This window comes from Ruegeria sp. E5 (genome assembly GCF_056534105.1).
Genome location: NZ_JBQFPA010000001.1, coordinates 667590 through 690746, shown reverse-complemented (window position 1 = coordinate 690746; position 23157 = coordinate 667590). Strand labels below are relative to the sequence as shown.

Genomic DNA, 23157 nt, shown 5'->3' with positions numbered 1-23157 from the left:
AAGTCCCGGAGGATGCGCAATTTCAGTACCTTGGGATTGGTTATGCTGGGCCCGGTTCTGGCGCTTGCAACCTATCTCGTCATTGGCCCTTTTGATCTTGGCGCGGCGGCACCGACACTGCGGCTGATTTTGTTGGCTGATCTGGTCTACGTGCTGGTCGTAGCTGCGCTGGTGTTGGGCCAATTGTTCAGTCTGATCGCCGCACGTCGCGCGAAATCTGCGGGCTCCCGTCTTCACCTGCGCCTGATCGGCGCTTTCACGCTGTTGGCTTTGGTGCCGACGGTCACCGTGGCGATTTTCGCCGGGCTGACGGTGAATATCGGCCTTGAAGGTTGGTTCTCGGACCGTGTGCGGCAGGTGGTTGGGTCGTCACTAACTGCAGCCGAAGCTTACGAACAGGAACACCGCGAGGGCCTGACGCAGGATGCGGTTGTTCTGGCGCGTTTCCTCGATAACGCGCGATCGTTGGATTATTTTGTCTCAGACGCCGAATTGCGAGAGGTTCTGGCCCAGGGTCAGGCCCAGATACAACGCGGTTTGCGCGAGGCCTATGTGATCGATGGCAGCGCCGAAATCCGGTCGCGCGGTGATCGGTCCTACCTGTTCGACTACGAGGCACCAACCCCCGAAGAGATGATCGAGGCCAATGATCAGGGCGTGGCCATCATTGCCGATTGGGAGAACAGCGAATTCCGCGCGCTTGTTCCTTTGCATGCCTATCTTGACCGGTATCTTTATGTCAGTCGCGAGGTTGATGGGCAGCTTCTGACCCTGCTTGATGAAACCAAAGAGACAGCACAGTTCTACAGCCAACTGGAAAGCGAGCGGGGCAGGGTCCTGTTCGAATTCGGCCTTCTGTATCTCGGCTTTGCTGTGATCCTGATTCTGGCCGCGATGTCGCTGGGCATGTGGTTCGCCGAACGCCTTTCTCGCCCTGTCGGACGGCTGACAACGGCGGCGCAACGCGTTGGTGCTGGTGATCTTAGTGTTCAGGTCATCGAAGAGGCCAGCGACGACGAAATCGCGATGCTGGGCCGCTACTTCAACCAGATGACTCGTCAGTTGAAGGGGCAGCGCGACACGCTGTTGGAAAACACACGCCATATCGAACGTCGAAGGCGGCTATTTGATTCAGTTCTAAGCTCGGTGACATCCGGTGTCGTTGGCGTTGATTCAGAGGGTTGTGTGACCTTCGTGAACCGATCCGCTGAACGTCTTCTGGGCTGGTCTGGTGGAGAGCAGAACCTGGCTATCGGCATCGCTGTTCCCGAATTTTTGCCTTTGTTCGAAGCCCTTAAGGACAGCGGGCAAGAGGCGGTCCAGGGGGAGATCAAGGTAACCCGCAAAGGCCGGTTGGAGAACTTACTGGTACGCATGGCGACACGGCGTGGCGAGGATGGAAGGCTGGAAGGCTACGTTGTAGCCTTTGATGACGTGACCGATCTGGTAAGCGCGCAGCGCATGGCGGCGTGGGGTGATGTGGCCCGTCGCATTGCGCATGAGATCAAGAATCCGCTGACACCGATCCAACTGAGCGCCGAGCGGATCAAACGCAAATTCTCGCGCAAGCTGGATGAGGACGATTGCGATAGCCTGGAATCGATGACCGACGTGATCGTGCGGCAGACCAATGATCTGCGGCGGATTGTTGACGAGTTCTCGAAATTCGCACGCATGCCCGAACCGGAACGGCGCGAAGAGAATATCGTGACGCTAGTGCGTGAGGCGGTTCTGTTGCAGCAGGCGGGTCAGCCTGATGTTCAGATCGATGCGGACTTACCTGAACAGCCCATTTTGGCGGATGTGGATTCGACCATGTTGAGCCAAGCGTTGACGAACCTGATCAAGAACGCGGGCGAGGCTATTGAAACGCTGAAAGAAAAAGGCGCACCGGACAATCTGAAACCTCAGATCAAAGTCGTAGTCTCCACTGACGATGCAGGAACGCAGATCACCATTGCGGACAATGGCATCGGTCTGCCCGAGGACAGGGCACGGCTGTTCGAACCTTATGTGACCACGCGTGACGAAGGCACCGGCCTTGGCCTGCCCATCGTAAAGAAGATCATCGAAGAACATGGCGGAGCGCTGACATTGGAAGACGCGCCCACATTCGACGGACAGGACCATTTCGGCGCAATGGCTGTCATTCGTCTACCCGGGGCCTCAGGCGGCCCGACAAATGCGCTGGAAAAACAGGCGATTAAAACAAACAAACTGAAAGCAGGCCAAAGATGAGCGACATTCTGATCGTAGATGACGAACGCGATATTCGCGAATTGGTGTCCGACATTCTGGAGGACGAAGGCTATTCAACTCGGCTGGCGGCAAACTCGGATGAGTGCATGTCGTCGATCAATGCCGAACCTCCGGGGCTGTTGATCCTGGATATCTGGCTGAAAGACAGTCGAATGGACGGGATCGACATCCTGAAAGCTGTAAAACGGGACAACCCGGATGTTCCGGTGGTGATCATTTCCGGACATGGCAATATCGAGATTGCAGTGGCGGCTATCAAGCAGGGGGCGTACGACTTTATCGAAAAGCCCTTTAACATTGACCAGTTGATGGTGGTGATCCGCCGTGCGATGGAAACCTCGCGCCTGCGTCGCGAGAATGCCTCGCTGAAGCGGCAGGAAGTCAGCTGTTCAGACATGATTGGCAATTCTGCGTCGTTCCGCGCGATGCAGGGGCAGTTGGACAAGGTAACAAAGTCGAATGGCCGGGTTATGCTCAGCGGGCCGGCTGGGTCGGGCAAGGAAATTGCCGCGCGCTATATCCATGCCCATTCCAACCGGGCGAATGCCCCATTTGTGACGGTCAATTGTGCGGGGATTGAACCTGAGAGGGTTGAAGAGGTTCTGTTCGGACGAGAATCGTCTGAGCGCGGAATCGAGTCAGGCCTGCTGGAAGAGGCGCATGGCGGCGTTGTCTACTTCGACGAAGTCGCTGACATGCCGCTGGGGACGCAGTCCAAGATTCTTCGCGTGTTGGTTGATCAGCAATTCCAGCGTGTTGGTGGCTCTGACAAGGTGCGGGTTGATCTGCGGGTCATTTCCTCGACCAACCGCGATCTGGAAGAAGAGATCGCCGCCGAACGGTTCCGCGAAGAACTGTATCACCGGCTGAATGTGGTGCCGATTGCGGTTCCCTCGCTGGAGGAACGGCGAGAGGACATCCCGGTTCTGGCGCAACATTTCATCGAGGTGTGCAACGATACACAGGGTCTGCCGATGCGCGAGCTGTCGGATGAGGCTATTGCTTTGCTACAAACGATGACATGGCCGGGCAATGTGCGTCAGCTGAAGAACCTGATCGAGCGGGTGCTGATCCTAGGCGACAGCACTGGCCCGATCGAGGCCCGCGAGTTGCCCAACGAAGAAGAGAAATCCGACGAGTCCGGGCGCGTGGTACTGTCTGGCGCACTGGCGACGCTGCCGCTGCGTGAGGCGCGCGAAGCGTTCGAGCGTGAATATTTGCTGACCCAGATCAATCGGTTTGGCGGCAACATAAGCCGCACGGCCAGTTTTGTCGGCATGGAACGCAGCGCCTTGCATCGCAAGCTCAAGTCGCTGGGCGTAGTGACCTCGAACAAATCCGGTGCGCGGGTGGCTCAAATTGACGAGCCCGAACCAGCCGAGTGAGTACCGCGCCGAATAAGAAGACCGTAGCCGTTTCCATCGGTTTTCCCGCCTTTGGTAAACGGTTGAAGCGGTTGCGGCGGTCGGTTGGACTTAAGCAATCCGCCCTCGCAGATCTGATTGAAGTCGACCAAACCACGATTTCCCGGTGGGAAAACGGGGGTCAAACGCCATCGCCGCATATTCAACAGTCCGTTTTTGCAGCGTTGGGGCCGGTTCGGGTGCAGGATTCTGCGCTGAAACGTCTGGTCGTTCATTCGGCAGAGTGCTTGCACCTTGTCGAAGAGGCCAGCCATATCTGCCTTGCTTATTCGGGCAGCCGGGCGCTGGATTGGAAGACCTCACAGCGCGCCTTGCTGGGCGTGTCGCTTTGGCAATTTGCAACGGATGAGATCCGACAAGCCGAAGCAGAACTGCAGAACGATGGCTGGTGGGATTTGCATTCGCCTTCACCCAAAGCGTTTCTGACTTCCGAGGCTGTGCATGATCAAATCAGGATCAGCGCCGGGCAAATCGTGTGGGAGCGGTTGTATCTGGGTGATGGCACTCCGGTCCGTCTGGTCAGCGGGCGGCGCGAAGTCACCGCATAATTTATGCGTTCCGCTGGCAGGTTAGGCGCGATAGACCGGCTGCATGAGTGACTCTTTTCGTACATTCTTGCAGGTCATGCTGATCTGGTTTGCTGGCCTCGGTGCGGCAACCCAATTTGCAAAGATTGCCGTACCATTTTCTGATGTGGGGCTGTTGTACCCGGACAACGCTGCCGTGATCGGCTGGTTGCTGTCCATTATCAGTCTAATGGGGGCTGCTTTGGGCGCGATATCCGGAGCGATCACAGCGCGTATTGGGCCAAATCGTCTATTGCTATTAGGGCTTGTGCTCGGTGGCGCGTTATCTTTGCTGCAAGCAAGCTTGCCGGTTTTTCAACTGATGCTGCTCAGCCGGGTGATCGAGGGGCTGTCCCATCTTGCGATTGTGGTGGCGGCACCGACGCTGATTGCTCAGATCACATCCGGTCGGGCGCGGTATAATTCCATGGTGCTGTGGAGTACATTCTTTGGCGTTGCATTCGCATTAAACGCTTGGGTTGGGCTGCCCATCGTCGATCGTTTCGGACTGCCCACATACTTTGCCATGCACGGGGGTCTGATGCTGCTGATCGCCGCGCTGATCGCGCTTAGCAATCTGAAAACCGACATGGGCCAGACGGAGGGTACCGGGTGGGGGCTCTCCGCCTTCCTTGATGTGCATATCAGGACCTACCGCTCACCCTTTATTTCGGCCCCGGCAATTGGCTGGTTCTTTTACACGCTGACATTTGTTTCTCTGTTAGCGATCCTGCCGGGTCGTTTACCCGAAGGGCAGGGTGCATCGATTGCAGCACTTATGCCCCTGGCAGGGATTGTACTGTCATGGCTGCTGGTGCCCTTGCTGTTGACCGTCCTGTCCTGCGTCAGCGTCGTCAATCTGGGCTTTGTGCTGGGGATCGCGACGATCATCGCATTGTTTCTGGGGGCGCCCCTTACGTTCGGATGTATCGCCTTGTTTGCCGTGCTCGGGCTTGTACAGGGCGGCAGCTTCGCCGCAGTGCCAGAGTTAAACGATACCACCGAAGCCCAAGCCCTGAGTTATGGTGCGATGGCGCAGATGGGCAATGCCGGAAACCTGCTTGGAACCCCGGTATTGCTGGCGATATTGCTGGGCGTCGATGAGGCTGGCATGTTTGTAGCCGTCGCCGCGTTCTATAGCATCGCGATCATAGCGCATCTGCTGCTGGCGCGGCGTCGCAAATCAGCTGGCTTGTCCCGGAGTGATGATCTGAAATGACCCGTCGTCGAATTTCACGAAACAGGACGCGCTGTTCAGCGGCGGGAGCGTCGTGGTGCGCGTGGGCGTGACCCGCGATTTGACACCTTGTTTGCAAGGCGGAAGGCTGACCGGGCGATAGCCCTTTTGGGCCATGCACTGCGCCTCGACCTTGTTTCTCAGCCCCTGATTCACGTCGACGGTATAGACCCGCCCAGGCTCCCACCATCCGGGGTTGCGATAGCAGCGTCCTCGGCCATCGCAATAGGTGCGCCCGGGCCAATAGACTGGCGGGCTCTGCCGGACCTGATTGGCGACAGGGGCGTCCTTGAGCGCCTGCACCTGGCAGTTCGTGGTCTCGGTCTGCATCCGCGAGACGCTCTCACCTTCGCGATAATACAAAGAAAGCGGACCACAGGCGGACAGCGTCAGCAGGCAAATCAGGGCAGGCAGAATGGTTTTCATATGCTTACTTTGGCGCAGCTTAGGAGGCATGACAATTCAATTGACCGCTTTGGGGGCATCTGTCATTCAAAGATTTCAGGCAGAAAGGCCAAGAGCATGAAGGTCATCATATGCGGTGCCGGTCAAGTCGGCTGGCAGATTGCGCGTCACCTTTCGGGCGAACTGAACGATGTGACGGTGGTCGACAACAATCCCGATCTGGTACGTCGCGCGACCGAGACGCTGGACGTGCAGGGGATCGCCGGTTTCGCCAGTTATCCGGATGTGCTGGATCGGGCAGGGGCGCGGGATGCCGATATGATCATCGCCGCGACACATTCGGATGAGGTGAATATGGTCACCTGCCAGATGGCGCATTCGGTTTTTTCGATCCAGCGCAAGATCGCGCGTTTGCGGTCGAAATCCTATCTTGAAGCAATCCATTCCGATCTCTACCGCCGCGATCATCTGCCCATTGATGTAGTGATCAGCCCGGAACGCGAAGTTGCCGCCGCAGCGATGCGCCGTCTTTCGGCACCTTCTGCTTTCGATACCGAGATATTCATGGATGGAAAGGCGCAACTGCTGGGCATTCGGGTCGAGGAAGACTGCCCAATCGTCAACACACCGCTGCGACAATTGACCGACCTGTTTTCCACGCTCAGCTCGATTGTGGTTGGTGTGCGCCGTGAAGGGACGCTGTTTGCGCCGGAATCCGAGGATCAGCTGTTTGTAGGCGACGAATGCTACGTCTTCACTAGCGTAAAAGACGTTGAACGTACGATGGAGGTGTTCGGCAAGGCTCAGCGTAAGCAAGATCGTGTGGTGATCGTCGGCGGCGGTAATGTCGGGTTGGAAGTGGCCCGCACACTGGAAGAGCGCGAAAGCCGGGTGCGTGCCAAGATCATCGAGCGTGACCGCAAATGCGCCGAAATCGCTGCCGAGGCATTGGAGCGGACGATTGTTCTGAACGGCGACGGCCTAGATTCATCTTTGCTGAGCGAAGCAGGGATTGAGCGCGCCGACGCGATGTTGGCGGTCACGGATGACGATCGCACCAACATGCTGGCCGCGGTACGCGCCAAGGGAGAGGGTTGTCCACTGGCCATCGCCCTGATCAACGACCCCAGCATGGTCGCTTTGATGGGACCGCTGGGGATTGACGCATATATCAACCCGCGCGCCACCACTGTCAGTTCGATCCTGCGTCACATTCGGCACGGGCGCGTGCGTCAGGTGTATTCCATTGGAGATGCCGAGGCCGAGGTAATCGAGGCCGAAGTGCTATCAACCTCGCCCATGGCTGGACAAAAACTGCGCGACATCGATTTCCCAGAAGGCGTTCTGGTCGGCGCAGTACGCAAAGGTGACGAGGTTCTGCGCCCGACCGGCAGCCTGCGCATCGACGAGAAAGACGTGGTGGCGATCTTTGCAATGGCCAAAGACGTGCCCGAGGTTGAGCGTCTGATGCAGGTTTCAATCGATTTCTTCTGATGTTGCAAGCACGCGGACAGCAACGGATCGGAGTATTGCGGCGATTGCCGCTGCTGCTGATGATCTGGGGTATCGTGTCGCTGGCAATGTGGATACCCGCAGTTTATGCGCTGGCGCTGGATGATCACGCCACCTCACGGTCATTCTTCTATTCCGGATTGCTGGGTGTTTTTGCGGTGTCGATCATAGCTCTGGCCATGTCGAACCGACGACCACGGCGGGGAACGCTTGGCCAATTGGCGGTTCTGCTGGCCGCCTTTACCGTACTGCCGATATTTCTTGCTATTCCGTTTCATGATGCGCTGGGGACAACCAGCTTCCTGAACGCCTATTTCGATATGGTCAGCGCGCTGACCACAACCGGCGCTGATCTGTTCCCCGATCCCGCACGCCTTTCGGCGCCGTTGCACTTATGGCGCGCGTTGGTCGGTTGGATGGGCGGATTGCTGATGTGGATCTCGGCGGCCGCGATTCTGGCACCCTTGTCGTTGGGCGGTTTCGAAGTCACAGCCCGGGGGCAACCAGGGCGTCCCGTCTCGGGCGTGGCACAGAGCGAGAAGTCCGATCCACGCGGCCATCTGATCCGCGTGTCGCGCACATTGGCACCCGTTTATGCGGGTTTGACAGCTGTGATCTGGATCCTGCTGTTGATCGCAGGTGAGCAAGGGCTTACTGCCGTGAGCCACGCGATGTCAGTGATTGCGACGTCCGGCATATCACCCGTCGGTGGATTGGAAGGATCGACCGCAGGAATCACTGGCGAGGCGATCCTGTTCCTGTTCCTGTTCTTTGCCCTGTCGCGGCTGACCTTTTCGACCGATACAGCGACCTCAGGGTATTCGCGGCTGGACAAAGACCCAGAATTTAGGATTGGCATCTTCATCGTGCTGGCGGTCGCTGTGCTGCTGTTCATCCGGTTTTTGGCTGGAACGGCCGAACTGAACATTGCCGTCGAAGTGCGGCAAGCACTTGGCGTTTTTTGGGGGTTCATGTTTACGGCGATGTCGTTTCTGACCACGGCCGGATTTGAAAGCGCCAACTGGAACGACGCGCAGCAATTGTCGGGCTTGAGCACTCCGGGCCTGATTCTGATGGGGCTAGCCCTGGTCGGAGGAGGCGTGGCGACGACTGCGGGTGGGGTAAAGCTGTTGCGGGTTTTTGCGCTCTATCTGAATGGCAAGCGCGAGATTGACCGACTGATCTATCCTTCTTCGGTCAGCGGAGAGGGTGGCGGCAACCGCCGCATTCAAAGCGACGGTGCCTTCATCGCCTGGATCTTCCTGATGATGTTCGCCCTGACGTTGGCCTTGTTCGATTTGTTGCTGGCCGTCATGGGCGTAGGTTTTGAACAGGCCATGTTGCTCAGCGTTGCCGCTCTCAGCACCACGGGGCCGTTGATAGAATTGGCAACGGATGTGCCCATACGTCTGATTGATCTTTCCAGCGGGGCCAAGTTGACGGTCTGCGCGGCGATGGTGATCGGGCGGTTGGAAACTCTGGCGATCGTGGCACTGATTACGCCAACGCTGTGGCGCGATTGACCCTGCGTCAGGCACCTGGTGTTACTGCCTGATTTTTCATCTGGAATATCTGTGCGCGGCACTCCATACTCTGCCGGAGGGAGCGCGTTGGTCCGCAGCGCGTAGCAAGAACAATGGCGAGATAACAAAATATGGCTTCGGACAGACAGAATCTGCAGGACGCGTTCCTGAACAATGTACGGAAAGCAAAGGTCCCGGTCACAATATTCCTGATCAACGGTGTGAAATTGCAGGGTGTAATCACCTGGTTCGATAACTTCTGCGTGCTGCTGCGCCGCGACGGACAGTCGCAGTTGGTGTACAAGCATGCGATTTCGACCATCATGCCGTCACAGCCGATCAACCTTTATGAGGGCGAAGACGCCTCTTGATGGAACATGAGAGGGCGCGCACCCGGGCTTGGGTGCTGCATCCCGAAATCAAATCAGATGAACAGCGCCGTGTGCCCGAACCAGCGCTGGAAGAGGCGGTGGCACTAGCTGCCGCTTTGCCCGATCTGGATGTGGTCGGTTCCGAAATAGTGCGCCTACCGCGCGCGCAGGCTGGTTTTCTGTTCGGCAGCGGCAAGATCGAGGAACTGGCCGAACGCCTCCACGACAATGAGATCGAGCTGGTTCTGATCGACGGGCCAGTGACTCCGGTTCAGCAGCGCAATCTGGAAAAAGCGTGGAAGGTCAAAATCCTCGACCGGACCGGTTTGATTCTGGAAATATTCAGCGACCGTGCGCGTACCCGTGAAGGTGTGCTGCAAGTTGAGATGGCCGCGCTTAGCTATCAGCGTACGCGACTGGTTCGGGCCTGGACCCACCTGGAACGTCAGCGCGGTGGCCTTGGGTTTGTGGGTGGTCCCGGTGAAACTCAGATCGAGGCCGACCGGCGTGCCATTGATGAACAACTGGTCCGCCTGCGCCGCCAATTGCAAAAAGTGGTGAAGACCCGCACCTTACACCGCGCAGCGCGCGCGAAGGTTCCATACCCGATTGTTGCACTTGTTGGCTATACAAACGCCGGGAAATCCACGCTGTTCAACAGCCTAACCGGGGCCGAGGTGATGGCAAAAGACATGCTGTTCGCCACGTTGGACCCAACCATGCGACGGGTTGAGCTGCCGGATGGCCCCGAGGTGATCCTGTCCGATACCGTGGGTTTCATCTCGAACCTGCCTACGGAACTGGTTGCGGCCTTCCGCGCCACGCTGGAAGAGGTTCTGGGGGCTGATCTGGTCGTGCATGTCCGCGATATCAGCCACGAAGAAACCGAAGCACAGGCACGGGATGTCGAGGCTATCCTGAACTCTCTGGGTGTCGAGGACAGTCGCCCCCGGTTGGAGGTTTGGAACAAGATCGATCTGCTGAGCCCGGAAGACCGCGAAGCCGCGCTTGCCCGGGCCGAGCGTGATCCGGCGATCTTTGCCATATCGGCCGTAACGGGCGAAGGTGTTGATCCGCTGCTGTCTGAAATCGCCACGATCCTGCAGGGCGCGCGGCATGAGACTATCCTGAAACTGGGCTTTGCCGATGGTGACAAACGCGCGTGGCTCTATCGTCAGGATGTGGTCAGGTCTGAAGATCAGACCGAAGAGGGGTTCGAGATCACGGTGCTCTGGACTGACAAGCAGGCGTCCCGCTTCGCGGCGTTCTAGGTACCGTCTATCTGACGCTGGTAATCCTCTGCATCGAACCACCCAAGCGAAGATAGCACCTTGTTGTCCTTTGAAAGCTCCCACTCTTCCCAGCCGCGTGTAACGACACGGTTGCCGGTCTCGGCGTGATGGCCTTCGAGGGTCCAGACAAAAATGGCATGCCCTCCGGCCCAACGCATCATATCGCAACGCACCTCAAGATCGGGGAATTCTGCGTAGAACCCGCGAGCCATTTCGGCGATTGCGGCATGGCCGCGCAGGGGCTCACCGCGATTAATGCTGATCTGACCTTCGGGGGCGAAAAAACTGGCGACCAAGTCGGGATCGCCCGAGCTCCAGGCGATCGCATAATCGCGTGCGAGATTGTTTAAGGTGTCTCGAAAGCTGCCCATGCATTTTCCCCCTTCGTGCAATGCGACGGCCAGACGAGTTTAGGCGATAACGAAGGGGTGCGCCACGCGAGGTTCAAAAAGGGGCGGGGATTTGCCGATCAGATCAGCGCGGGTTCAGGACGGTCACACCAACTGCCGCTGCACGGGCAAGCCCGATATCCAGCGACATAGGGATGTATTCTCCGCGCCGCCATAGTTGGGCCTGATCGTCATAATAGCGAGATAGGAAATGGCCTGACTGGCCAGTTGCGGTGATGAAAACCGAACTATCGGGGTCCGCAAAATCGTAGACGCCACGATAACCTGCGCCATGCACATTCTGGAACGGGTCCGGTCCTTCGCCTGACGTGCGCCCGCGCAGCAGTGTGTTATCGCCACCGCTGGTGGATTGGCGGATGTTGACGAAAAACCGCAGCACCGGAACCTGGCCCAGCGCAGGGTGGTCCTGGGTGGCCTGATGCGCATCGCCCCAGCGCAAAGATTCGAGTGCGGGGCCATAGCGCTCGGAAATCCAAATGATCGCGTCATCCAGGGCCAGTCGTGCCATGTCGGTGCAGTTTTCAACGGGCGCGCTCTGAAGAACATCGCACCAGACCGAGGCACCGTCGAAATCGCGATACACCCGTTCGATAAACAGCGGCTCGACATGCTTGTATTCGGCAGCCAGCGGGCCAAGTTCGTCCGAGATCAGGCGGATTTGCAGCGCGCGCAACCATGCGGCGTAGATCAGGGGTTCCGGCAGATGCTCGTTCATCTCACCGTTCCAGTTGGCCAACAGATCCAGCGCGATCTGACGCTGCCGTTCGGGCGTGCCTTCGGGTGCCGACTCACCGGTAAACCAGAGGTCGGCGCCGATCAGAGGAAGCAGTGATCGCGCTGTAAAGCTAACCGTGTCCAACTGCGCTTCGATAAAACTGTCACGCGTATGTACCTCGCGCGATTGCATCAGGCGTTCCCAGCGATTGACCCGCTGGGTGTCGCCCCACTCGTACGACACATGGCGCGGGAAGGGCCGGTCGATAATCTTGTTGTTGGTGTTACCCAGAACTCCGCCAACCGGGGCCACGAATTCAGGATTGTCTGAATAGGGCAGGCGGCCCTGCCAACGGTTCCGTTCCAGCCAGCCGGGGGTGGGAATGCGGCCTCGGCTTTGATTGTTCAGATCGCGCCGGGGCATTGCGCCGACCAGTTTCATGCCGATCGTGTCTTTATCGACAAGCGACAAGTTTTGCGAAGGGGCAATATAGTCCTCGGCCGCGTCGATGGCGTCTCGAACTGAATCGGCATTCATCAGCGCCAAAGAGGCGCTCATGGATGTATCGCGGGGGCTTAGCGCGCTCCACGAGAGAGACGCGACATGGCCCGGTGGTGTGATGGTTTCCAGATCATAATGCGTGCCCGGCAGAACCGGTCCATTCTCGGTCCAGCGCAGGGTCAGGGTGATTGGGGCGGCGTCTTTGATCTCGATAATCGAAGGGCGGGTCTGAAAGCGTTTGTAGCCGTCTGGGGTAAGGTATTCTTCGGGATTGTCGGGGTTCAGTTGTTCGATGTGAACGTCCTGATCGTCCAGATAGGATGAGGTAAGGCCCCAGCCCAAGCGCTCACTCCGTCCGGCTGAGATTGCCGGTACGCCTGGAATGGTTGCACCGATAACGCCGCCTTTGGCCAGTTCCAGCCGCGCCAGATACCAGATACCCGGGGCGGTGAGGCCCAGATGCGGATCGTTTGCCAGCAACGTGCCACCGCTGGCCGATCGGGACGGCGCGGCGGTCCACGCGTTTGACGCACCTGCCAGCCCGCGCTGCGGGAAAGGCGACAGCGGCGTGTCGGGCATCGGGGTGCCTTGGGCATAGCGCGGAAGGTCTGGAAACAGATCAGCATACTCGGGCAGCGCGGCAATACCGGGACCGGGGACGTCGGGCAGAATGTCGGCCAGCCGTGCGGGATTATCCAGCATCAGCGATGTGCGTGCGCGCAACACTTCATCAGCAAGATGGCCGGAAAGCTGCAGGCTCATCAGCTTGATAATCGCTACGCTGTCGCCCGGCTGCCATGGGGGAACGGGGGCGTTGAACAGGAACATCTCGGGGGCGCCACGTCCAAGCGCCTGTTCGTTGATCTCGGTAAGCCGGGCGTTGATCCCTGCGGAATAAGCGCGAAGCGCGGCCTTGGTATAGTCGTCCTGAAACTCGACTGACCGATGGGCGAGTCCGTAAAGATCGAAACGGCGAAGTAATTTGTCGATGGCTACCGTGCGCTGGCCGAACACTTCGGACAAGCGGCCCTGTGCGGTCCGACGCAGAATGGTCATCTGCCACAGCCTGTCTTGTGCATGGGCATAGCCCAGACCAAAGAACACGTCCGGGTCAGACTGGCCCAGTATATGCGGCACATTTGCAGTGTCGCGAACGATCTCGACAGGGGCAGTTATTCCTTCAACTTCAAGGGTTTGATTGTATTCAGGCAGGGATTGGCTGGCCAGAAAGTAGACCAACCCCACAGCAGCGATTGCCAGCAGGATCAGGCCTGTCGTAAGTCTCACCAGCCAGCGAAAAACCAGGCCCATCTGTCCCCCGAGAATTCTATGCGGTCATTTGCGCTAAGGTTACTGGAACCTCCGCCCGACCGAAAGAGGAATGCCACTGGAATTTGTGGAAAACCGCGAAAACACGGAGCCCCGCCACAAGATGTAGCGGGGCTCGTCAGAGGGGGGAGGGTGGTATCTTGGGTCTTAGGGGATGATGCGCGTATATTTGGTGCCTTCGACCGTCGCGCCGAACTTCAGACCCGCCTGTCCAAAGACTGCGGCCAGCACGGGTTTGCGCAACTGAGTGGTGTCGGTCGACAAGGATTCTCCGGTCGCGTCGACGACGTATCCGATATCTGCACCGGCCGTCCAACCGCTGGAGCGGCGGAAATCGTTCAAGGCCTCTTCGGTCATAAAGAACAGAACATGCGCATATTGCTGTGCGCCGATCTGCAGACCCGCAGTACCGGAGATGGCGGAATAATAGTCGACCGTCGCGCCCTGAATACGCAGTGCACCCTGACCATAGGCGCCACCAAAGATAAATCCGGCATCTGTAATCAGTGGCATGACCAACATTCCGTTGGCCTTGTTGGCAATCTCAACGGTGTTGGGATACTTGCTGTACATCTCGTTCAGCGTCGCGTCGACGCGCGCGTCGAGTGTGACTGCGTTGGAGTTGCCAACGCCGTTGCCGCAGGAGGCGGTCAGCGTCAGTCCGGCCATGCCAAAAGCAAAACCGCGACGGCTAAGTCGGGGGGAGTTTGAACTGCTCATGTTTCTCTGTCTCTGTGTATGTGCCTGATATGTCGGGTGTTCCCGATCTTGTCTGCAAGAATACGCCGATTGCACCGGCCTGTCACGGGAAAGCTGTGCTGCGCACGCAGCAAATCGGCGAAAAATTGCGACAATCTGAAGTGTTAGCCCTGCAGGATGCGCGCGGCTTCGGGTGCAAAATAGGTCAGAATGCCGTCACACCCTGCGCGCTTGAAGGCCAGTAGGCTTTCCAGCATCACCTTTTCGCCGTCGATCCAACCGTTTTGTGCAGCGGCTTGGATCATCGCGTATTCGCCAGACACCTGATAGGCATAGGTCGGTGCACCGAAGCTGTCTTTGACCCGTCGGCAGATGTCCAAGTATGGCATCCCCGGTTTAATCATGACCATATCTGCACCCTCGGTCAGATCGCGCTCGATCAGACGCAGGGCCTCGTCCGAGTTGGCAGGATCCATCTGATAGGTCTTCTTGTCACCGGTCAGCGCGCCTGATGCCCCAACGGCGTCGCGGAAAGGGCCGTAGAAAGCGCTGGCATATTTGGCGGCATAACTCAGGATCATGACATTGTGGTGACCAGCCGACTCAAGTGCACTGCGCATGGCGCCGATACGGCCATCCATCATGTCGGACGGGCCGATGATGTCAGCTCCGGCTTCGGCCTGCGCCAGCGTCATTTTTACCAGCGCCTCAACAGTCTGGTCATTCACAATCTCGCCATCGACCACATAGCCATCATGGCCGTTGATGTTGTAGGGGTCCAGGGCCACATCCGTCATCACCGCGATTTCGGGCGCAGCGGTCTTGATCGCACGAATGGCGCGGTTGGACAGGTTGTCGGGGTTCCAGGCCTCGGCACAATCCTCGGTTTTCAGGCTCGGATCGGTGTATGGGAAAATACATATTGCAGGAATACCAAGGGCTTGCGCTTCAACCGCGGCTTTGGTGACCAGGTCGACCGAGCGTCGCACGACACCGGGCATCGACGGGACGGGTTCTTCGATATTTTCACCGTCGCGCACAAAAACAGGCCAGATAAAGTCATTCACAGTCAAGGTGTTCTCGCGTACCAGACCCCGGATCGCCTCGGATTGGCGGGCCCGGCGGAAACGGGTCCGGGGATATGGGGCGATGGTCGGTTTCATGGCGCACTCTCCTTGAACAATTGCGCATTGGGTGGCATGAATTCCCGGTGGTCTCAAGGGTAACAATGGACGCATCGCTGCGATGACGGTCCCTGCGGACGTTGAACAAAGGGCAGACGCTTGGACATATACTCTTCGATTTTCGAACTCATCGACATGCGGAGCTTTTCGAATCTGTGGTACTGGATCGGTCTGGCCGTTCTTTGGTCATCTGCCAGCCACTGGACGATGGGGGTGCCCTATGATCTGGTGATGCGCGCCCGTCGTGTAGGTGGTCAATCAGAACAAGACCTTCTGGATGTCGCGCGGATCAACTCGAACAGAGTGTTGTACATCGTCGAAACCTCGGGTCTGGTATTGATGGCAATTTGCTGTTTTGTTTTGACTGGCCTTGCGACGTTGGGGTTCTTCTACGACGTGGAATTTGCACAGGCCGTATTCCTGCTTCTGCTCCCGATGTGTTTTGTCATGATGATCAGTATTGCGGCAGCGCGTCGATTGCAGACTCAAGAAGCGACCGTAGAAAATGTTTCCAAAACGCTGACGCGCAGTCGGACCTTTACTCAGATCATCGGTATGTTCTCGATCTTGATCACTGCGTTCTGGGGAATGTATCAGAACATTTCGATTGGTGTCCTGGGTTAGTAGTCCCTGAAAGGCAAGGTAATGACGGCTCCGAACCACGTAACAGTCGGCGGCGGCCCCGAGGGGTTTGATGCACAGCTTGTGCTGAATGAGATCGCGCGCTCGGGCGGTCCAGTCTGTCATATCGCCCGCGATGACAAACGGATGGAGGCGATGCGGGCAGCGTTGGCATTCTTTGCGCCGGACATGCCCGTATTTGTATTCCCCGGATGGGACTGCTTGCCCTATGATCGGGTGTCGCCCAACGCCGACATTTCTGCTGCCCGCGTGGCAACACTGGCTGCTTTGGTGCATCAGATGCCGCAGCGGTTCGTGCTGCTTACCACGCTCAATGCCGCGACCCAACGGGTACCCGCGCGTGCAGTGTTGCGAGAGGCCGCATTCACCGCTCGCGTAGATCAGCGCATAGACGAAGATGCCCTACGCAACTTTCTGGTGCGGATGGGCTTTACCCAAAGCCCCACGGTGATGGAGCCCGGAGACTACGCTATCCGAGGCGGTATCATCGACATCTTCCCACCCGGTGAGAGCGGGCCCGTGCGGCTGGACTTGTTCGGGGATGTTCTGGATGGTGCACGCCGGTTTGATCCTGTCTCGCAGCGAACGACTGAAAAACTTGATGTGGTCGAGCTTGCTCCGGTGTCCGAGGTCATACTGGACGAAGCCGCCATCACCCGATTCCGTCAGAACTATCGCATCGAATTCGGCGCGGCGGGTACGGATGATCCCTTATACGAAGCTGTCAGCGCAGGTCGCAAGCATCAGGGGATTGAGCATTGGCTGCCGTTTTTCCATGAAAAGCTAGAAACGCTGTTCGATTATCTTCCAGGGGCCTCAATCTCGCTTGACGATCAGGTCACGCCTGCTCGGCTGGCGCGCTGGGATACGATTGCGGATCAGTATGAGACGCGAAAGCTGGCTTTGGAAAACCGCTCGCGCATGGATACGGTTTATAAACCGACGCCTCCCGGTCTGCTCTATATGGACGATGCTGCATGGGAAGATGCAGTGGGCGATCGTCGCGTTTTGCAGTTCAACCCGCTGCCGCAGGCGAGTGGTCCGGGCGTGATCGATGCGGGCGGACGGATCGGGCGCAACTTTGCACCCGAACGTCAGCAGGAAAGCATCAGCCTGTTTGGCGCTCTGGCGGCGCATATCACCGAAAAGATGGACAAGGGGCCGGTCCTCATTGCCTCTTACTCCGAAGGCGCTCGTGAACGACTGACCGGCTTGATCGAAGATGAAGGCCTGGCCGAGGCGATCCCGGTGACCGACGGAACCCGGGTTGGAAAGCGCGGCCTGCATCTTGCGGTTTGGGCGTTGGAACACGGGTTTGAAGCGCCCAATCTGACCGTGATCTCGGAACAGGACGTTCTGGGCGACCGTCTGATCCGCCAACCCAAAAAACGCCGCAAGGCCGAGAACTTCCTGACTGAAACGCAGTCGCTGTCGCCCGGTGATCTGGTGGTGCATGTTGACCACGGGATCGGGCGGTATCAGGGGATGGAGGTCGTTACGGCTGCGGGGGCCGCGCATGAATGCCTGCTGCTGGAATATGCTGAACAGTCCAAACTCTACCTGCCGGTCGAAAACATCGAACTGCTTTCGAAATATGGCCATGACGAAGGTCTGCTTGATCGCTTGGGTGGTGGCGCTTGGCAGGCCAAGAAGGCCAAGCTGAAAGAGCGCATCCGCGAAATGGCGGACAAGCTGATCCGCATCGCCGCCGAACGAGCCCTGCGGAAAGCTCCTGTCATGGACCCACCGCCGCATGCATGGGAAGAGTTCAGCGCGCGTTTCCCATATCAGGAGACCGACGATCAGTTGCGCGCGATTTCCGAGGTGATGGAAGACATGCATTCCGGCGCGCCGATGGATCGTCTGATCTGTGGCGATGTAGGCTTTGGCAAGACCGAGGTCGCCATGCGCGCAGCCTTTGTCGCCGCGATGTCGGGCGTACAGGTTGCCATTGTGGCACCGACCACGTTGCTCGCGCGGCAACACGCGGCGTCCTTCAAGGATCGCTTCCGGGGTTTCCCACTTGAAGTCCGACAACTGTCGCGCTTTGTCTCGGCCAAAGAGGCGCAGCAAACCCGTGACGGGCTGGCGCGAGGCACTGTAGATATCGTGATCGGCACCCATGCGCTGTTGGCCAAAGGGATACGGTTCAATAATCTGGGTCTGCTGATCATCGACGAGGAACAGCATTTCGGCGTGGGCCACAAGGAACGGCTGAAACAGCTGCGCTCGGACGTGCACGTCCTGACCCTGACAGCGACACCGATCCCACGAACTCTGCAACTGTCCCTAACAGGCGTGCGTGATCTGTCGATCATAGGCACGCCCCCCATCGACCGGCTTGCGATCCGCACCTATGTTAGCGAATTCGACGCGGTAACAATCCGTGAGGCGCTGCTGCGCGAGCATTATCGTGGCGGGCAGAGCTTCTATGTGGTGCCGCGCATCTCTGACCTGCCTGAGATCGAGGAATTCCTGAAAGAGCAGTTGCCTGAGTTATCCTACGTGGTCGCACACGGGCAGATGGCTGCGGGTGAGCTTGATGACCGAATGAACGCGTTCTACGACGGTAAATACGACGTTCTGCTGGCCACGACGATCGTAGAAAGCGGGCTGGATATCCCGACTGCCAACACGATGGTCGTGCATCGGGCGGATATGTTTGGCCTAGCGCAGCTCTATCAGATCCGGGGGCGGGTGGGGCGCTCAAAAACCCGCGCCTATGCCTATCTGACCACCAAACCGCGCCAGCGCCTGACGGCGACGGCTGAGAAACGGCTGCGGGTTCTGGGCTCGCTGGATACGCTCGGGGCCGGGTTCACGTTGGCTTCGCAAGACCTCGACATTCGTGGTGCGGGCAACCTGCTGGGTGAGGAACAGTCCGGCCAGATGCGTGATGTGGGCTACGAACTCTACCAATCGATGCTGGAAGAGGCGATTGCCAAGATCAAAGCCGGCGAGATGGAGGGGCTATCGGATGCCGATGACCAATGGGCGCCGCAGATCAATCTGGGTGTCCCGGTTCTGATCCCCGAGGATTATGTGCCCGATCTGGACGTGCGTCTGGGCCTCTACCGCCGCCTGTCGTCACTGTCGACGAAAGTGGAACTGGAGGGCTTTGCCGCCGAACTGATCGATCGCTTCGGCAGCCTGCCGAAAGAGGTGAATACCCTGATGCTTGTCGTGCGCATCAAGGCGATGTGCAAACGCGCCGGGATCGCCAAGCTGGACGGCGGGCCAAAGGGCGCAACGATACAGTTCCACAATGATAAGTTCGCCTCACCCGAGGGGTTGGTCGAGTTCATTCAGAACCAACGCGGGCTGGCCAAGGTCAAGGACAACAAGATCGTTGTGCGGCGCGACTGGAAGAAGGACAGCGACAAGATCAAAGGTGCGTTTGCCATCGCCCGTGATCTGGCCGAAAAGGTCGTGGCTGTGAAGAAAAAGGCGAAAGCCTAGTCCCCCGTCACAAAAGTGCAGATTTGCCAGTCGCCCGTATCGGATTTAACAAACGCAGCGCGGTAGCCAACCATCGATGTCAGAAAATCGCTGAGTAAGTAGCCCGATGTCCCATCGGTTAGTCTGATTTTCTGGTATTCCCCATCAGGTTGATAGTCAGGGACGATCACGATTTCATGACTGATCAGCGCGAGGATGGGCGCGCCACGAGACGGTGCCTGACGCAGTGTGATGCTTTCACCCGAAACATAGAAGGCGGTGAAAGGGTCTACTGTAGCGGGAAGAATGATCCGCCAATAGTGCGGCATCCAGAATTCACCCTGATCGTCAAAATATCCCGGTTGGGAAACCGTTTGCTGCAATTGCGACCAGTAAAAATCACGTAGCTCTGCAGCCTCGTCCTTAAATTCTTCACCAAGCGTTTCCGGAGGCACAGTCAAGTTGGTGCGAAACTCTTCCGGTCCACCTGCTGTGCCGTGACTGAGATAGATGTTGGGACAAGCGGCGGCGACAACTGCATCGGTATCGCGTGCCTCGATTTTCGCCAGCAAGTCAGCTCGGAATGCGACCAGTGATGGATTTTGACCTGCCTCGTCGATAGGTGGAAAGGTCTGGCGCTGTGCCAGCGCTGGACTGGCAAGCAGCAGGCCTGCCACCAAAAGGAATAGCTTCATTCCGCAGCCCTCATGGCGGCTTGGGCACAGAAGCATGACGCGCCGACGGTGCGGTCCGCGCGCGCCAAGGCAAGATCAAGGCGTTGCTTGATTTGGCGGATTTCCACTGTCTCGCCGCGTACTTTCAGGCAATCATGCAAACCCTTCAAACTCCAGACATTGTCAGGGTGGATCGAGGCGCGGCTGAGCGTGCCACCCAAGCCTAGATCTTCACGATAGACTGCCTCGGCCTCGTTCACATGCCCTTGTTCGAACAACAACGCACCAAGCGCATGGCGTGTTGGTTGCATCCAACCCCATGGCTCGTCATAGGGCAGCGTGTCATCCAATTCGACTGAGCGGCGTAGATGTGCATAGGCAATCTCGTAGTTGCCTTTGCGATACTCGATTTCTCCGCGCAGCATTTCTGCTGCGATCTCCAGAAGATCGATGACCCGATTGTTGTGCAGGCGGCGGGTCTCGGGCACGCAGGTTTTTGCGGCAAGGAACAACAGCTCTTCGGCTTCGGCCTGCGCCACCTCATCAGTGGCTGCATGGGCGATGGCGCGAGCATAATGTATTGTTGCCGTCAGAGTGCGATAGAGATCAGGGTCGTCTGGCAACTTCAGTGCCTTGGCCTCTTCCCAGCGGCCAAAGCGGATCAGGATATGCGGGCCCATGGACATGTAGCTTTCAAAATAATCCGCCATGGGCGGGCTTTCGATCCGAAGCATATCTTCGGGGGTGGTATCCCACAGGCCCTGATTGGCACGCAGGGCTGGTTCCATCTGACCGAGAAACAGAGCGCCATAGATGGTGAAGTGATAGTTGTGCTGACGATAGCCGGTATAAATGTTGAACGCGCCTTCACGCTCATAATATTTCAGATCGGCCTCGGTGGCCTTTTCGTTCCAGTAGGCAACGTTGTGATAGTGGCCGCACAGCACGTCGATATGGGTCGGCATATGCACCAGGTGACCGGCATCGGGTACGAGTGTACGCAGGATGTCTCCGGCCTGCAGCGCCTTTTCTGGCGTCGGCGACATCTCCATCAGGTGCACATATAGGTGAAGTAGACCGGGATGAGACATCGACGCCGGGTCATTGACCATAGCGCTCTCCAAAGCGTCTTGCGCTTCAAGGGTCGCGGCACCCTCGGCCGGTTGACCCGTTTTCAGGTCCCACATCTGCCACGGGGTGAGGTTCATCAGCGCCTCAACATGGATCGTGCGCAGGTCCAGATCATCAGGCTGTTCGGCAAATGCGGCGCGCATCGCATCCGCATAGTCATAGTCCCACTGGTGCATGTTTTCGATGGGGTCACGCTGAGGGTATCGGGAGGGTAGGGCGCGGATCAACGCTTGCTCAACCGCTGTGCACCCGTTGAGCAGCGACAGCGCCTTCTGTGTTGCATCATAGGCGATGGCCAGTGATTTGGCCTGGCCCTGATCGTCCCGCAATTCCCACGGCAGGTTATAGTTTGGGCCTGCTGCATAGGCGACGCCCCAATGGGCCATGGCGCAATCCGGGTCAATCTCGGCAGCTTTCTGAAAGCACGTGACCGCTTCGTCGTGGTTGTAGCCATACGTCCAGACCAATCCGCGATCGAACCAAAGCTGCGCTTCGGGTGATGCTGTGGTGACGGCACAGGAATACGTGCCCAGATCATAATAGTCGCTCATGGCGCCCCCCCACGATTTGCGGGAAGGTTAGCGTGTTTCAGCGGCTCTGCACAGATCAGGCGGGCAGTCTGTTTTCGATCCGGCCCATATGTAGCATCAGGCCGAAGCCAAGTATGCACATCGTCAGTACTCCGGTCGTCAGCGGTGTGATCGACCCGTCAAATAACAGCCCAATAGGGGCCGCGATGGCAGCCGCCAGAATTGTGGCGATCGATCCAATGACCGAGGCAGCCATTCCCGCGATATGACCCATAGGTTCCATGGCAATGGCGTTCAGGTTGCCCATGGTTACACCGGCCATAAAGAAGATCGAGGTCTGCCACGCCACAAAAACAGCAAATGACGCGCCCGGTGAAAGTGGTGTCATGTTCAGGATGATGACGGCGCTTGTGATCAGAATCTGCGCGCCCAAGGCCCAGGTCACCATACGGCGCATCCCGACGCGTACGACCACGGCGGCGTTCAAAAGGCTGGCCGAACCCGAGATCAGCGCCACGAAGGCGAACCAGAAGGGAAAGCTGTCTGCCCGATCATGGATGACGTCAAAAACCGGCTGAACCATCGTTAGCATGGTGAACAGCAACCCCATGCAAAGGGTCTGCACCAGGATCGAGAGGCGTACGGTGGGGTGTGCGAACATCTCATGCACTGCCGCAATCATCAGGGGCAGGCGGAAGGGGCGCCGGTTTTCGGGCGCCAGAGATTCAGGCAGGCGCGTGGCCATCCAGATCACGATGATCGTGGCGAATATGATGAAGGACACAAAGATGCCGCGCCAGCCGACCAGTGCAATAACGCCTGCGCCTAGCAGCGGTGCCACGGCGGGGACCAGAGTAAAGATCATCATCGCGATCGAGATGATGCGCGCCATCTCGCGCCCTGAAAACAAGTCGCGAATGATTGCCATGGCCACAACGCGCGGCCCGGCCGCCCCGAGGCCCTGCGCGATGCGCGCAGCCAGCACCAGTTCAAGCGATGAGCTGGACCACGCAACGGCGCAGGCCAGTATATAGAGAGCGGCACCGCCATAAATCACCGGCTTGCGCCCGACCGCATCGGAAATTGGCCCAGTAAAGAATGTGCCGATCCCCATGCCCAGCACAAAAGAGGTCAGGATCAACTGTGCTTTGTTCAGATCGTAGGGGCTGAGCTCTGCGCCGATCTCGGGCAGGGCTGGCAGCATTGAATCGATCGAAAAGGCTATCGTGGCGAACATCATCGCGATCAACGCAATGAATTCGCCCCGGGACATGCGGTCGGCCATGGGGAACTCCTTCCCGAATGCGCTATCACG

Annotated in this window: 18 protein-coding genes; 10 read left to right on the top strand and 8 right to left on the bottom strand. The window is 58.1% G+C overall.

Annotation, left to right across the window (positions count from 1 at the left end; genetic code table 11):
* The first annotated feature begins 12 nt into the window (after positions 1 to 12).
* The 4 genes from ACR0BI_RS03485 to ACR0BI_RS03470 are packed head-to-tail and all read left to right on the top strand — an operon-like array spanning position 13 to position 5468.
* Positions 13 to 2238 (top strand): sensor histidine kinase NtrY-like, encoded by a 2226-nt coding sequence (locus ACR0BI_RS03485; RefSeq protein WP_480561840.1) that lies wholly within the window; start codon positions 13 to 15, stop codon positions 2236 to 2238.
* Complete coding sequence (ntrX, locus tag ACR0BI_RS03480; RefSeq protein WP_170732348.1) at positions 2235 to 3644, top strand: nitrogen assimilation response regulator NtrX; 1410 nt, start codon at positions 2235 to 2237, stop codon at positions 3642 to 3644. The genes ACR0BI_RS03485 and ntrX overlap by 4 nt, the downstream gene beginning before the upstream one ends.
* Positions 3641 to 4231, top strand: a complete 591-nt coding sequence (locus ACR0BI_RS03475; protein ID WP_170465307.1) for a helix-turn-helix domain-containing protein — start codon at positions 3641 to 3643, stop codon at positions 4229 to 4231. Before ntrX ends, ACR0BI_RS03475 begins: the two co-directional genes overlap by 4 nt.
* Before the next feature lie 43 nt (positions 4232 to 4274).
* Positions 4275 to 5468: an MFS transporter gene (locus tag ACR0BI_RS03470; RefSeq protein WP_170732346.1), complete on the top strand. Its 1194-nt coding sequence runs from the start codon at positions 4275 to 4277 to the stop codon at positions 5466 to 5468.
* Here ACR0BI_RS03470 and ACR0BI_RS03465 read toward each other — a convergent pair.
* Positions 5433 to 5912, bottom strand: a complete 480-nt coding sequence (locus ACR0BI_RS03465) for a hypothetical protein (RefSeq protein WP_170396863.1) — start codon at positions 5910 to 5912, stop codon at positions 5433 to 5435. The two genes, ACR0BI_RS03470 and ACR0BI_RS03465, sit on opposite strands and share 36 nt — an antisense overlap.
* A 96-nt stretch (positions 5913 to 6008) precedes the next feature.
* Here ACR0BI_RS03465 and trkA point away from each other — a divergent pair, with 96 nt between their 5' ends.
* The 4 genes from trkA to hflX all read left to right on the top strand — a co-directional run bounded on the left by trkA (position 6009) and on the right by hflX (position 10568).
* Entirely contained in the window at positions 6009 to 7385 is a 1377-nt protein-coding gene (trkA, locus tag ACR0BI_RS03460) for a Trk system potassium transporter TrkA (RefSeq protein ID WP_170396865.1), read from the top strand.
* Complete coding sequence (locus ACR0BI_RS03455) at positions 7385 to 8926, top strand: TrkH family potassium uptake protein (protein WP_170396867.1); 1542 nt, start codon at positions 7385 to 7387, stop codon at positions 8924 to 8926. Before trkA ends, ACR0BI_RS03455 begins: the two co-directional genes overlap by 1 nt.
* A gap of 131 nt (positions 8927 to 9057) precedes the next feature.
* Positions 9058 to 9297 (top strand): RNA chaperone Hfq, encoded by a 240-nt coding sequence (hfq, locus tag ACR0BI_RS03450; RefSeq protein WP_005982826.1) that lies wholly within the window; start codon positions 9058 to 9060, stop codon positions 9295 to 9297.
* Entirely contained in the window at positions 9297 to 10568 is a 1272-nt protein-coding gene (gene hflX / locus ACR0BI_RS03445) for a GTPase HflX (protein ID WP_170396869.1), read from the top strand. The genes hfq and hflX overlap by 1 nt, the downstream gene beginning before the upstream one ends.
* Here hflX and ACR0BI_RS03440 read toward each other — a convergent pair.
* From ACR0BI_RS03440 to hemB, 4 genes are all read right to left on the bottom strand, one after another.
* Positions 10565 to 10960: a nuclear transport factor 2 family protein gene (locus ACR0BI_RS03440; RefSeq protein ID WP_170567134.1), complete on the bottom strand. Its 396-nt coding sequence runs from the start codon at positions 10958 to 10960 to the stop codon at positions 10565 to 10567. The two genes, hflX and ACR0BI_RS03440, sit on opposite strands and share 4 nt — an antisense overlap.
* Before the next feature lie 103 nt (positions 10961 to 11063).
* Positions 11064 to 13526: a penicillin acylase family protein gene (locus ACR0BI_RS03435; protein ID WP_480561423.1), complete on the bottom strand. Its 2463-nt coding sequence runs from the start codon at positions 13524 to 13526 to the stop codon at positions 11064 to 11066.
* A 165-nt stretch (positions 13527 to 13691) separates the two neighbouring features.
* Complete coding sequence (locus tag ACR0BI_RS03430; RefSeq protein ID WP_170509617.1) at positions 13692 to 14264, bottom strand: YSC84-related protein; 573 nt, start codon at positions 14262 to 14264, stop codon at positions 13692 to 13694.
* A gap of 143 nt (positions 14265 to 14407) precedes the next feature.
* The gene (hemB, locus tag ACR0BI_RS03425; RefSeq protein WP_170817831.1) at positions 14408 to 15406 is read right to left on the bottom strand and encodes a porphobilinogen synthase; all 999 of its coding nucleotides are present in this window, start codon (positions 15404 to 15406) and stop codon (positions 14408 to 14410) included.
* A 120-nt stretch (positions 15407 to 15526) separates the two neighbouring features.
* Between hemB and ACR0BI_RS03420 the strand changes: the two genes are divergently transcribed.
* Together ACR0BI_RS03420 and mfd are read left to right on the top strand one after the other, a co-directional pair.
* A complete protein-coding gene (locus ACR0BI_RS03420) occupies positions 15527 to 16051 on the top strand; it encodes a component of SufBCD complex (protein ID WP_170396878.1) in 525 nt (174 codons plus the stop codon).
* A 21-nt stretch (positions 16052 to 16072) separates the two neighbouring features.
* Positions 16073 to 19528 (top strand): transcription-repair coupling factor, encoded by a 3456-nt coding sequence (gene mfd / locus ACR0BI_RS03415; protein ID WP_480561424.1) that lies wholly within the window; start codon positions 16073 to 16075, stop codon positions 19526 to 19528.
* On the opposite strand, the gene ACR0BI_RS03410 is transcribed toward mfd, so the two are convergent.
* Genes ACR0BI_RS03410 through ACR0BI_RS03400 form a run of 3 tightly spaced genes read right to left on the bottom strand, consistent with a single transcriptional unit; the run spans position 19525 to position 23127 of the window.
* Positions 19525 to 20202 (bottom strand): SH3 domain-containing protein, encoded by a 678-nt coding sequence (locus ACR0BI_RS03410; protein ID WP_480561425.1) that lies wholly within the window; start codon positions 20200 to 20202, stop codon positions 19525 to 19527. The two genes, mfd and ACR0BI_RS03410, sit on opposite strands and share 4 nt — an antisense overlap.
* Complete coding sequence (locus tag ACR0BI_RS03405; RefSeq protein WP_480561426.1) at positions 20199 to 21863, bottom strand: hypothetical protein; 1665 nt, start codon at positions 21861 to 21863, stop codon at positions 20199 to 20201. The genes ACR0BI_RS03410 and ACR0BI_RS03405 overlap by 4 nt, the downstream gene beginning before the upstream one ends.
* Positions 21864 to 21918: 55 nt before the next feature.
* Positions 21919 to 23127, bottom strand: a complete 1209-nt coding sequence (locus ACR0BI_RS03400; RefSeq protein ID WP_170406074.1) for a multidrug effflux MFS transporter — start codon at positions 23125 to 23127, stop codon at positions 21919 to 21921.
* Between the last annotated feature and the right edge of the window lie 30 nt (positions 23128 to 23157).

Excerpts from the sequence above, each read along its gene's own strand:
- ACR0BI_RS03455 (WP_170396867.1), top strand. The coding sequence starts at position 7,385 with ATGTTGCAAGCACGCGGACAGCAACGGATCGGAGTATTGCGGCGATTG.
- ACR0BI_RS03440 (WP_170567134.1), bottom strand. The coding sequence starts at position 10,960 with ATGGGCAGCTTTCGAGACACCTTAAACAATCTCGCACGCGATTATGCG.
- trkA (WP_170396865.1), top strand. The coding sequence starts at position 6,009 with ATGAAGGTCATCATATGCGGTGCCGGTCAAGTCGGCTGGCAGATTGCG.
- ACR0BI_RS03430 (WP_170509617.1), bottom strand. The coding sequence starts at position 14,264 with ATGAGCAGTTCAAACTCCCCCCGACTTAGCCGTCGCGGTTTTGCTTTT.
- ACR0BI_RS03405 (WP_480561426.1), bottom strand. The coding sequence starts at position 21,863 with ATGAGCGACTATTATGATCTGGGCACGTATTCCTGTGCCGTCACCACA.
- ACR0BI_RS03470 (WP_170732346.1), top strand. The coding sequence starts at position 4,275 with ATGAGTGACTCTTTTCGTACATTCTTGCAGGTCATGCTGATCTGGTTT.
- mfd (WP_480561424.1), top strand. The coding sequence starts at position 16,073 with ATGACGGCTCCGAACCACGTAACAGTCGGCGGCGGCCCCGAGGGGTTT.
- ACR0BI_RS03410 (WP_480561425.1), bottom strand. The coding sequence starts at position 20,202 with ATGAAGCTATTCCTTTTGGTGGCAGGCCTGCTGCTTGCCAGTCCAGCG.
- ACR0BI_RS03485 (WP_480561840.1), top strand. The coding sequence starts at position 13 with ATGCGCAATTTCAGTACCTTGGGATTGGTTATGCTGGGCCCGGTTCTG.
- ACR0BI_RS03435 (WP_480561423.1), bottom strand. The coding sequence starts at position 13,526 with ATGGGCCTGGTTTTTCGCTGGCTGGTGAGACTTACGACAGGCCTGATC.
- hfq (WP_005982826.1), top strand. The coding sequence starts at position 9,058 with ATGGCTTCGGACAGACAGAATCTGCAGGACGCGTTCCTGAACAATGTA.
- hflX (WP_170396869.1), top strand. The coding sequence starts at position 9,297 with ATGGAACATGAGAGGGCGCGCACCCGGGCTTGGGTGCTGCATCCCGAA.
- ntrX (WP_170732348.1), top strand. The coding sequence starts at position 2,235 with ATGAGCGACATTCTGATCGTAGATGACGAACGCGATATTCGCGAATTG.
- ACR0BI_RS03400 (WP_170406074.1), bottom strand. The coding sequence starts at position 23,127 with ATGGCCGACCGCATGTCCCGGGGCGAATTCATTGCGTTGATCGCGATG.
- ACR0BI_RS03465 (WP_170396863.1), bottom strand. The coding sequence starts at position 5,912 with ATGAAAACCATTCTGCCTGCCCTGATTTGCCTGCTGACGCTGTCCGCC.
- hemB (WP_170817831.1), bottom strand. The coding sequence starts at position 15,406 with ATGAAACCGACCATCGCCCCATATCCCCGGACCCGTTTCCGCCGGGCC.